At 74.3% G+C, this 11849-nt stretch carries 1 protein-coding gene (cut by a window edge); it reads right to left on the bottom strand.

The window, feature by feature from the left end; all coding sequences use genetic code 11:
• Positions 1-50: 50 nt before the first annotated feature.
• Positions 51-11849: the 3' portion of a type I polyketide synthase gene (locus E4198_RS18120; protein WP_168711465.1), read on the bottom strand. Its footprint extends 3096 nt past the window's final position; the window shows 11799 of its 14895 coding nt (coding positions 3097-14895); the start codon falls outside the window, past its right edge; it ends in the stop codon at positions 51-53.

Genomic DNA, 11849 nt, shown 5'->3' with positions numbered 1-11849 from the left:
TCCGGCCGGGTTGGCCCTCTTCCACGGCGTGCGCTGGCGCACCGCCGATCTCACGCTTCCAGTTCGTCGTCGAGGAACCGGAAGATCTCCTCGTCACTCGCCGCCGCGAAGCGGTCGGCGGGCTCGGCCGCGGCCGGACCGGCTGCGGCGGCCTCGTCGCCCGTCACCTCGGCCAGCAGTGTGCGCAGCGTGTCCGCGACCCTTCCGCGCAGCGTGTCGTCCGCCGTGTCCGGCAGGTTGACGCGCAGCTTGTCGAGTTCGGTGAGGATCGGGGCGACCGCGCGCTCGGCGTCCGACGGGAAGATCTCGCTCAGGTGTCCGGCGAGGCCGTTGGGCGTCGGGTAGTCGAACAGCACCGTCGCGGGCAGCGGCAGGCCGGTCTCCTTGCCGAGCCGGTTCCGCAGCTCGACGGCGCTGAGCGAGTCGAAACCCATCTCCAGGAAGCCGCGTTCGACGTCGACGAGGTCCGGCGTGTCGTAGCCGAGGACGAGAGCGGCCTCGTTCCGGACCAGTTCCCGCAGCGAACGCTCGCGTTCGGGGCGGGACATCCGGCCGAGCCGCTCGGCCGTGGCCACGATGCCGGATGCCGGGGGCGCGGCCGCAGCGGCGAGCTGGCGGGCGTCGGGACGCCGGTGCCGCACGAGGTCCCGCAGCAGCGGCGGCACCTCGGCCGCGTCGGTGGAGGAGGCGACGGAGAGCTGCACGGGCACCAGCACGGCGTCGTCGTACGTCCGGGCGAGGTCCAGCAGTGCGAGGCCGTCCTCGGACGTCAGCGGGACGACGCCGCCCCGGGCGATGCGGGCGTGATCGGAGGCACCGAGCCTGCCGGTCATGGTGCTGACCTCGGCCCACGGCCCCCAGCACAGGGACTGGCCGGCCAGACCCTGTGCACGGCGGTCCGCGGCGAGGGCATCCAGGAAGGCGTTGCCCGCGGCGTAGCTCGCCTGGCCCGCTCCGCCGAAGGTGGCGGCGAGGGAGGAGAACAACACGAACGCGGACAGGTCGTGCGCCCGGGTGAGTTCGTGCAGGTGGAGGGCGGCGTCGACCTTGGCGGCGAGGACCCGGTCGACCCGGTCCGGGGTGAGGGAGGTGATCACGCCGTCGTCGGTGACGCCGGCCGTGTGCACCACCGCGGTCAGCGGGTGTTCGGCGGGGACGGCGTCGAGCAGCCGTGCCAGGGCGTCGCGGTCCGCGACGTCGCAGGCGGTCAGGGTGACGTCGGCGCCCAGGGCTTCCAGTTCCTCGCGCAGCGCCGCGGCGCCGTCGGCCGCCGGGCCGCTGCGGCTGACCAGCAGCAGCCGCCGTACGCCGTGGGCGACGACCAGGTGCCGGGCGACCAGGCGCCCGAGGGTGCCGGTGGCGCCGGTGACCAGGGTGGTGCCGGACGCGTCCCAGGTGGGGGCGGTCCGTTCGGCCGCTTCGTCCGCGCGGACCCGGGTGAGACGGGCCGCCCGTATCTCCCCGCCGCGCACCGCCGTCTGCGGTTCCTCACCGAGGACGGCGGCCGGGAGCGCGGCGAGCGAGGTCTCGGCGCCGTCGAGGTCGACGAGGGCGAACCGGCCGGGGTTCTCCGAGCTCGCGGTGCGGACCAGGCCGTGCACGGTGGCCGACGGCAGGTCGGTGACCGCCTCACCCGTGTCGGCGGGCAGGGCGCCGCGGGTCACGAACACCAGCCGCGAGGCGGCGAACCGCTCGTCGGACAGCCAGGTCTGCACCGCGGCGAGAGCCCGGTGCGCCGCCACCCGGGCGGCCGCGGCGGGCTCGCCCGTGGCGGGCGGTTCGGCGACCACGACGCGGTCGGGCAGCGGCGCCCCGGCGGTGACGGCCTGGAAGAGGGCGTCGAGCGTGGGGTAGGAGGCGGTGCCTGCGGTGCCGGTGAGGGCTGCGGCCAGGTCGGGCGCGGCGTCGGCGCTGCCGATCAGCGCGCAGGTCCGCCCGGCGGGAGCCGTGGACTCGGCGACCGGCACCCAGCGGGTGCGGAACAGCGCGTCCCGCACGGCGCTGCGGGGCCGCTTCGCCGCGGTGCCCGTGGACGGGCGGAACGCCAGCGACGCGACGGACGCCACCGGGTTGCCCTCGGGGTCCCACAGCCGGACGGCGACGGAGTGCCGGCCGGTGCTCTCCAGGTGTACGCGGAGGCTGGTCGCGCCCGCGGCGTGGAGGGCGGCGCCGCTCCATGCGAAGGGCATCACACCCTGGCCGTCGTCGCCCGCCTCGCCGAGACCGAGCGTCTGCAGCGCCGCGTCGAACAGGGCGGGGTGCAGGCCGTAGCCGACCGCGTCCGCGCCCTCGGGCAGGGAGACCTCGGCGTAGACGTCGGACCCGTCGCGCCAGGCGGCGCGCAGCCCCTGGAACACGGGGCCGTAGTCGGCGCTGCCCTCGGCCAGCCGTGCGTAGAAGCCGTCGAGGTCCACCGCGGCGGCACCGGCGGGCGGCCACTGCGCGGGAGCGGGCTCGCCCGCCGGGGACGCCTCCTGGAGCAGCGTGCCGGTGGCGTGCCGCTGCCAGGGCGTGTCCTCCACCGCGTCCTGCGGCCGGGAGTGCACGGTCAGCGAGCGGGCCCCGGCCGCGTCCGCGTCGCCCACGCGCACCTGGACGTCCACCGCTTCCCCGTCGGACAGCGGCAGCGGCGCCTCCAGGGTGAGTTCGCCAACCCGGCCGCAGCCGACCTGGTCGCCCCCGCGGATCGCGAGTTCGGCGAAGGCGGTTCCGGGCAGGACGACCGCGCCGTCGATGACGTGGTCGGCGAGCCAGGGGTGGGTGCGCAGGGACAGTCGGGCGGTCAGCAGGCAGCCGTCGTCGGCGGCGAAGCGCACGGCGGCGCCGAGCAGCGGGTGTCCGGCGGTCTCGAGTCCGGCCGCGCCGACGTCGCCGCGCGGTGCCGGCGTGTCGAGCCAGTAGTGCTGCCGCTGGAACGGGTAGGTGGGCAGCTCGACGGGTGCGGTGCCGGCGGGGTGGAAGGCCGCGAGGTCGCAGTCGCCGCCGAGGACGTGCATCCGTGCGGCGGCGGTCAGTGCGGTCTCGGCCTCCGGGCGTCCGCGCCGGGCTGCGGACGCCACCGTTCCGGCTGACTCCTCGGGGAGGCAGTCGGCGGCGAGCGCGGTGAGTACCGCGTCCGGGCCGATCTCCAGGTAGCGCGTGACGCCCGCGTCGTGCAGGAACGCGACGCCGGCGGCGAACCGTACCGGCTCGCGCACCTGGGACACCCAGTAGTCCGGGCTGCAGAGCTGCTCGGCGGTGGCGGGACGTCCGGTCACGTCCGACACCACCGGGATCGTCGGCGGGGACAGGGGGACGTCCCGGACGATCTCCTCGAAGCGCTCCAGCATCGGGTCCATATGAGGGGAGTGAAACGCATGGCTGACCCGCAAACGCTTAGTCTTCCGGCCCAGTCCGGCGAAGTGCTCGGCGATGCGGTCCACCTCGGCGGTGTCGCCGGAGACCACGGTGGCCTCCGGGCCGTTGACGGCGGCGACGGCGACCCGGTCGGCGAGGCCGTCCAGCAGTGGCAGCACCTCGTCCTCGGGCGCGGCCACAGCCGCCATGGCGCCGGTCGCGGGGAGCTGCTGCATCAGCCGGCCGCGCGCGACGACCGTCCGGCAGGCGTCGGCGAGGGTGAACACCCCGGCGACGTGGGCGGCGGCGAGCTCGCCGATCGAGTGCCCGATGAGGTAGTCGGGGGTGACGCCCCAGGAGGCGAAGAGCCGGTACAGCGCCACCTCGACGGCGAACAGCGCCGGCTGCGTGAAGTCGGTGCGGTGCAGCAGTTCCGCCTGCGGGTCGCCCTCCTCGGCGAACACCACGTCGCGCAGGGGGCGGTCCAGCTCCAGGTCCATGTGGGCGCAGACGGCGTCGAAGGCGTCGGCGAAGACCGGGAAGACGGCGTAGAGCTCACGCCCCATGCCGAGTCGCTGGGCGCCCTGGCCGGAGAACAGGAAGGCCGTGCGACCGCCGTTCGCGACGCCCGCGGCGGCGGGTGCGACAGTCCTGCCCTCCGCCCAGGCGGTGAGCTGCTTGCGCAGCTGTTCCCGGTCGGTGCCCCAGCACACCAGGCGGTGTTCGAAGCGGGCGCGGGAGGCGAGGGTGCGGGCGATGCCGGCCGGGTCGACGTCCGGACGGGAGTCCAGGACGTCCAGCAGACCGCGGGCCTGCGCGGTGAGCGCGTCGGCGCTGCGGGCGGAGAGCGCCCACGGCAGCCATCCACCGTTGCGGTCCCCCGCGTCCGGGTCCGCCGGTTCCGCATCCGCCGGTGCGGTGCCGGCGTCTTCCGCCGGCGCCTGCTCGATGATCATGTGGACGTTGGTGCCGCTGACTCCGAACGAGGAAACTCCCGCACGGCGCGGACCGTCGTGCTCCGTCCACGCGCGCGCCTCGTTCAGCAGGCGCACGGTGCCGGCCGACCAGTCGATGTGCGGCGAGGGCTCGTCGGCGTGCAGCGTCCGCGGCATCAGGCCGTGCCGCAGGGACAGCAGCGTCTTGATGACTCCGGCCACGCCGGAAGCGGCCTGGGTGTGCCCGATGTTCGACTTGGCCGAGCCCAGCCACAGCGGGCGGTCCTGCGGGCGGTCCGCGCCGTAGACGGCCAGCAGCGCCTCCGCCTCGATGGGATCGCCGAGCGTGGTGCCGGTGCCGTGCGCCTCGACGGCGTCGACGTCCGCGGCGGAGAGCCGGGCGTTGGCGAGGGCCTGACGGATGACGCGCTGCTGGGCAGGTCCGCTCGGCGCGGTGAGGCCGTTCGAGGCCCCGTCCTGGTTGACGGCGGCGCCGCGGATGAGGCCCAGCACGGGGTGGCCGCGCCGCCGGGCCTCGGACAGCCGCTCGACGAGGAGCATGCCGACGCCTTCCGCCCAGCCCGCTCCGTCGGCGTCCGCCGAGAACGCCTTGCAGCGCCCGTCGGGCGACAGGGCGCCCTGGCGGCTGAACTCCACGAAGGTGTCGGGCGACGAGATGACGGTGACGCCGCCGGCCAGGGCCATGGTGCAGTCGCCGGACCGCAGGGCCTGGCTCGCCTGGTGCAGGGCGACCAGGGAGGAGGAGCAGGCCGTGTCGACGGTGACCGCCGGGCCCTCCAGCCCGAAGGTGTAGGCGATGCGGCCGGAGGCGACGCTGGACGCGCTGCCGGTGGCGAGCTGCCCCTCGAACTCCCCGGGGGACGCGCTGAGGCGGGACCCGTAGTCGTTGTAGTTGGCGCCGACGAACACTCCGACGGGGGTGCCCTTGACCGTCTCCGGGTCGATCCCTGCGCGTTCGAACGCCTCCCACGATGTTTCCAGCAGCAGCCGGTGCTGCGGGTCGATGGCCGGCGCCGTGCGCGGCGAGATGCCGAAGAAGTGCGGGTCGAAGCGGCCCGCGTCGTGCAGGAAGCCGCCGCCGCGCGTGTAGAAGGTGCCGGGGCGGTCCGGGTCCGGGTCGTACAGGCCGTCGAGATCCCAGCCGCGGTCGGCGGGGAGCGGCGTCACGGCGTCGCCGCCGGTGGCGAGCAGCTCCCAGTACTTCTCCGGGGTGTCCACCCCGCCGGGGAAGCGGCAGCTCATCGCGACGACCGCGATGGGGTCGTCGTCCGGGCCGCCGACGGCGGGAAGGGGAGCGGGGAGGGCGGGCTGCGCCGAGTCCTCCCGGGCGCCGAACAGTTCACCGGCGAGGTGCCGGGCGAGCCGGCCGGCCGTGGCGTGGTCGAACACCACAGTCACCGGGAGCCGCAGACCGGTGACCGTGTTCAGCCGGTTCCGCAGGTCGACCGCGGTGAGCGAGTCGAAGCCCATGTCGCGCAGGGCGCGGTCGAGGTCGATCTCCTCCGCGTCCGCGAGGCCGAGCGAGGCCGCGGCCTGGGCGCGTACCAGCGCGGTCAGGGCCTGTTCGCGCTCGGCGGGCGAACTGTCGGCGAGGGTGGCCGCGAAGCCGTCCTGCGGTGTGTCGTCGACCTGCTGCGTCTCGGCGGCGCGGGGACGTGCGTCGGGCAGGGCGGCCAGCACCCGGCCGGTCCGGCCCTCGGTGCAGACGGCCGCGTAGCGCGACCAGTCGATGTCGGCCACAGCCAGGTAGGTCAGGTCCTCGTCGAGGGCCTGCCGCAGCACGGTGAGCGCGGTCTGGGGCGCCATCCGGCCCATGCCGGTGGACCGCAGGCGCTCCTCCCACTCCACACCTGCGGCCAGTCCGACCTCCGCCCAGCTGCCCCACGCGAGCGAGGTCGCGGGCAGGCCCTCGGCGCGGCGGGCGGCCGCCAAGGCGTCCAGGTAGGCGTTGGCCGCCGAGTAGGCGCCTTGGCCGGGGCCGCCCAGGGTGCCGCCGAGCGAGGAGAACAGCACAAAGGCGTCGAGGTCTGTGTCCCGGGTCAGATCGTGCAGGTTGCGGGCCGCGTCCGCCTTCGGGCGCAGGACGGCCGCCGCGCGCTCGGGCGTCAGGGCGTCGAGCAGGCAGTCGTCCAAGACGGCCGCCGCATGCACCACGGCGGTGAGGGGGCGTGCGGCGGGCACGGTGTCGAGCACGCGGGCGAGGGCGTCGCGGTCCGCCACGTCGCAAGCCGCCACCGTCACCTCCGCGCCCAGCGCCTCCAGCCGGGTGACCAGTGCGTCGGCGCCGGGGGCGTCGGGGCCGCGCCGGCTGGTGAGCAGCAGGTGCGGGGCTCCCGACGCGGCCAGCCAGGCCGCGACTTCGGCGCCCACGCCGCCGGTGCCGCCGGTGACGAGCACGGTGCCGCGCGGCTGCCAGCTCCGCACGTCCGGCGTGCCGGCCGACGGGCGGCGCACCAGGCGCCGTGCATAGAGACCGCCGGACCGCACGGCCAGCTGGTCCTCGCCGTCGGGCGCGGTCAGGGCGCCCACCAGCCGCTCGGCGGCGCGCTCGTCCTCCGTCGCGGGGAGATCGACGAGACCGCCGACGCGGTGCGGGTACTCCATGGCGGCGATGCGGCCGAGGCCCCACAGGAGTGCGTGGTCGGGGCGGACGTCCTTGTCCGAGGAGCCGACGGACACCGCGCCGCGCGTCGCGCACCACAGCGGCGCCGCGATACCGGCGTCCCCGAGCGCCTGGATCACCGCCACAGCGGGGTCGAGCACCGGCCGGGCGTCGAAGGCCAGCAGGGACAGCACCCCGGTGACGCCGTCCGCGGCCGTCCGCAACTGGTCTGTCAGGGCGGCGCGTTCGGTGTCCGAAACCTCTAGGAACCGGACCTCGGCGCCGTGCGCCTCAAGCGCCTGGGCGGCGAGCGAGGGCCAGCCCTCCGCGCCGGAGGGCACGAGGAGAAGCCAGACGGCGCCCGCGAGGCGCGGGCGTTCGCCGCCGGTCACCGGGCTCCAGGTGATGTCGTAGCGCCAGGAGTCGGCCTCGGTGGCCGCCTCCCGGTCGCGCCGCCAGTCGGCGAGCACGGGCGCCAGTTCCCGGAGGGGGCCGGACGCGTCGTCGTCGAGGCCGAGAGTACGGGCGAGGGACGACGGGTCGTTCGCCGCGACGGCGGCCCAGAACTCGGCGTCGATGGCGTCGACCTGACGGCCGGGCTCGTCGGGGGCCTGGTCCTCCAGCCAGTAGTGACGACGCTGGAAGGCGTAGGTGGGCAGGTCAACGGTCGGCGGCGGAGTGTCGCCGAAGGCAACCGACCAGTCCACCTCGACGCCCCGGACCCAAACGGAGGCGAGCCCGGCAAGGAACCGGTCCAGACCACCGTCCTCACGACGCAACGACCCCGTCACCACAACGGGTTCACCACCCATGGCGTCCACCGTCGCCTCGACCGCCGAGGTCATCACCGGATGCGACGACATCTCCGCGAACACACCAAAACCCTCCGAGGCCAACTTCGCCACGCCCTCGGAGAACCGAACCCGCTGCCGCAGATTCGTGAACCAGTACCCCGCATCCATGCTGAGCGGATCCACCAACTCCGCCGACACCGTCGACATCAACGGCACACTGCCCGCCTGCGGCGTCACACCGGCCAAGGCAGTCGCCAGGGTCTCGCGCAGCTCCTCCATCGCCACCGAATGCGACGCATAGTCCACCGCCACCCGGCGGAAGCGCACCTCTTCACGCTCACAGACCGCACCCAGCTCATCCAGAGCCGCAGCCTCGCCCGAAACCACCACCTGCGAAGGCCCGTTGACCGCAGCCACCGAGACACGGCCCTCGAACCGAGCAATCAACTCCTCCGCCCGCTCCACCGACACAGCAACGGACGCCATGCCACCCGAGCCCGCGATCTCCGCGATCGCCCTGCTCCGCAGACACACCACCCGCGCCGCATCCTCCAGCGACAAAATCCCCGCCACACACGCAGCAGCGATCTCACCCTGCGAATGCCCGATCACCGCCTGCGGCTCCACACCAAAAGACCGCCACAACGCCGCAACAGACACCATCACCGCAAACGACGCAGGCTGCACCACATCCACCCGCTCCAGCGACGGCGCCCCCTCCTCACCCCGCAACACAGCCGCCAGCGACCAGTCCACATACCCCGACATCGCCGCCTCACACGCAGCAACCGACCCAGCGAACACCGGCGAAGCATCCAGCAGAGCGGCACCCATACCGACCCACTGCGCACCCTGACCCGGAAACACAAACGCCGTCCGCCCCACAGGCCCCGACACACCCGCCACCACATTGTCCGCAGGCTCACCCCCCGCCAGAGCCGCAAGCCCCGCCCCGAAATCACCCGTCACCACCGCACGGTGCTCCAGCACCGCACGCGTCGACAGCAACGACCAACCCACCGCGGCACGGTCGAGGTCACCACCCGCCAACGGCACCAACGCCGCCGCCTGACCCCGCAAACCCGCCGCACTACGCGCCGACACCAGCCACGGCACCGTCTCCGGCCCGGACTCCGCCGCCTCCACGGCGGGTTCCTCGTCGGCTTCCTCCAGGATCACGTGCACGTTCGTGCCGCTGACGCCGAAGGACGAGACCCCGGCGCGGCGCGGACGGTCGTCCTCACGCGTCCAGGCACGCTCCTCCGCCAGCAGTTCCACCGCGCCCGCCGACCAGTCGATGTGCGAGGACGGCTCCTCGACGTGCAGCGACTTGGGCATCACGCCGTGCCGCATCGCGGTCACCATCTTGATCAGTGACGGAACGCCGGCCGCGACCTGGGTGTGGCCGATGTTGGACTTGATCGACCCGAGCCACAGCGGCCGCCCCTCCGGCCGGTCCTGGCCGTAGGTCGCCAGCAGGGCGTGCGCCTCGATCGGGTCGCCCAGGGACGTGCCGGTGCCGTGCGCCTCGACCACGTCCACGTCGGCGCCGGTGAGGCCCGCGTCGGCCAGCGCCTGCCGGATGACGCGCTGTTGCGACGGCCCGTTCGGCGCCGTCAGGCCGTTGGACGCGCCGTCCTGGTTGACCGCCGTGCCACGGACGACCGCGAGCACGCGGTGCCCGTTCTTCCGGGCGTCGGAGAGGCGTTCCAGCAGCAGCATGCCCGCGCCCTCGGCGAAGCCCATGCCGTCGGCGTCGTCGGAGAACGCCTTGCAGCGGCCGTCCTCGGCCAGTCCGCGCTGGCGGCTGAAGCCGACGAAGCCGATGGGCGATGCGATGACTGCGGCGGCCCCGGCCAGGGCCATCGAGCAGTCGCCGGACCGCAGTGCCTGGACGGCGAGGTGCAGCGAGACGAGGGCGGAGGAGCAGCCGGTGTCGAGGCTGACGGCCGGGCCCTCCAGGCCGAGGGTGTAGGAGATGCGGCCGGAGGCGATGCTGGTCACGGTGCCGGTGAGCAGGTGGCCCTCGACACCTTCGGGGACGTGGCGCAGGTTGCTGCCGTAGCCGCTGTGGGCCGAGCCGACGAAGACACCGCAGTCGCTGCCGCGCAGCGACGCGGGTGAGATGCGCCCGTGCTCGATGGCCTCCCACGCGGTCTCCAGCAGGAGGCGCTGCTGCGGGTCCATCGCCAGGGCCTCTCGCGGGGAGATCCCGAAGAAGGCGGCGTCGAAGTGCCCGGCGTCGGAGACGAATCCCCCGGTGCGGACGTAGGTGGTGCCCTCCTCGTCCGGGTCCGGGTGGTAGAGGTCGTCGAGGTGCCAGCCGCGGTCCGCCGGGAACGCGCCGACTGCTTCCCCTCCTTGGCTGACGAGTCGCCACAGCTCGTCCGGGCCGTTGACGCCGCCGGGCAGCCGGCAGCCCATGCCCACGATGGCGATGGGGTCGTCGGCCGCGTCCTCGCGCACCCGCACCGGTGCCGTCGTCGCAGCTCCGGCGGGGGCGAGGTCACCGAACAGGGTGGTGTGCAGGTGCTGGGCCAGCTTGCTGACGCTGGGGTAGTCGAAGACCAGCGTGGCGGTGAGGCGCAGTCCGGTGGCCGCGTTGAGGGAGTTGCGCAGGGTGACGGCGAGCAGCGAGTCGAAGCCGAGGTCGCGGAAGGGGCGTTCGTTGTCGACGGCGTCCGCGCTGTGGTGGCCGAGGACGGCGGCGACCTGGCCGCGGACCAGTTCCCGGAGGGCTTCCCTGCGGTCGTCGGACGGCAGTGGGGTGAGGCGCTCGCGGAGGGCGTCGGCGTCGTTCGCGGGCCCGTCGTCCGCGGGCTTCGCACCGACGTCGAGTGCTGAGCGGGCCTCGGGGATGTCGTCGAGCAGGGGGCGCTGCCGTGCTGCGGCGAAGACGGGGGCGAAGTGCTCCCAGTCGACGTCGATGACGGCGAGGAAGGTCGCGTCCTCATCGAGCGCCTGCTGGAGCCCGGTGACGGCCGTCTCCGGGTCCATGAACGGCATGCTGCGCCACTTGAGGGCGGTGCTGTCGACGCCGCTGGCCATGCCGCGGCCGTCGGCGTCCGCGTGCCAGATGCCCCACGCGATGGTGGTGGCGGCGAGTCCGCGGGCACGGCGGTTGCGGGCGACGGCTTCGAGGTAGGCGTTGCCGGCCGCGTAGGAGGCGTGGTCCCCGGCGCCCCAGACCGCCGCCGCCGACGAGTGGAGCACGAAGGCGTCCAGGTCGTCGCGGTCGAACAGGCGGTCCAGGTTGTCGGTGGCGGCGAGCTTGAGCCGTGCGCCGTCGAGGAACTCCGGGAGGTTCCACTCCGTGAGCGGGTTCAGCAGTCCGACGCCCGCGCTGTGCACGACGGTGCGGATGGGCGGCCCCGCGGCCTGGAGGTTCGCGACGAGTCCGGCCAGCGCCTCATAGTCGTTCACGTCGCAGGCCGCGACGGTGACGCGGGGGCCCAGCGCGGTGAGCTCCTCGACCAGTTCCCGGGCTGCCGGAGAGTCGGCTCCGCGACGGCTCAGCAGGACCAGGTGCTCGGCTCCGGACCGGGCCAGGAACCGGGCGGTCTGTGCGCCGAGCCCGCCGGTGCCACCGGTGATGAGCGCGGTGCCGCTGGTACGCCAGGGTCGGTCGCCTTCCCCGGCCGGAGGGGCGGGGGCGCGCCGCAGGCGGCGCAGCAGTACGGCACCCTGGCGGATCGCCGCCTGGTCCTCGCCGCCTCGCGCGGCGAGCAGTGAGCACAGGGCGGCACGGTCGTCCTCGCCGACCACGAGCGGCAGGTCGATCAGGCCGCCCCAGATCTGTGGTGCCTCCAGACCGGCCACCAGACCCATGCCCCAGGTGGTGGTCTGCTGTGGGTGGGTGACGCGGTCGCCGTCCCACGCCTCGACGGTGTCCTGGGTGCACAGCCAGAGCGGCATGCCGTGCTCCCGGTCCGCGAGGACTTGCGCGAGCTGGACGTTGAGTGCGAGGCCCGTGGTCATCCCGGCCACGTGCGGGTGGGACGCCTCGTCGAGGGCGAGCAGGGAGACGATGCCGGACGCCTGGGGTCGATCCGCGAGGAGGCCGGCGATGCCCTCCCGCTCGGCGTCCGGGCCGAGCACCACGTCCGTGACGTCCGCACCGCCGTCGGTGAGCGCCTGCCGCACCGCGACGGTGGTGTCGTC

The sequence above is a fragment of the Streptomyces sp. RKND-216 genome (assembly GCF_004795255.1).
Classification (GTDB): Bacteria; Actinomycetota; Actinomycetes; order Streptomycetales; family Streptomycetaceae; genus Streptomyces; species Streptomyces hazeniae.
Note: the sequence above shows the minus strand (reverse complement) of the source record. Positions and strands in the feature narration are given on the sequence as shown.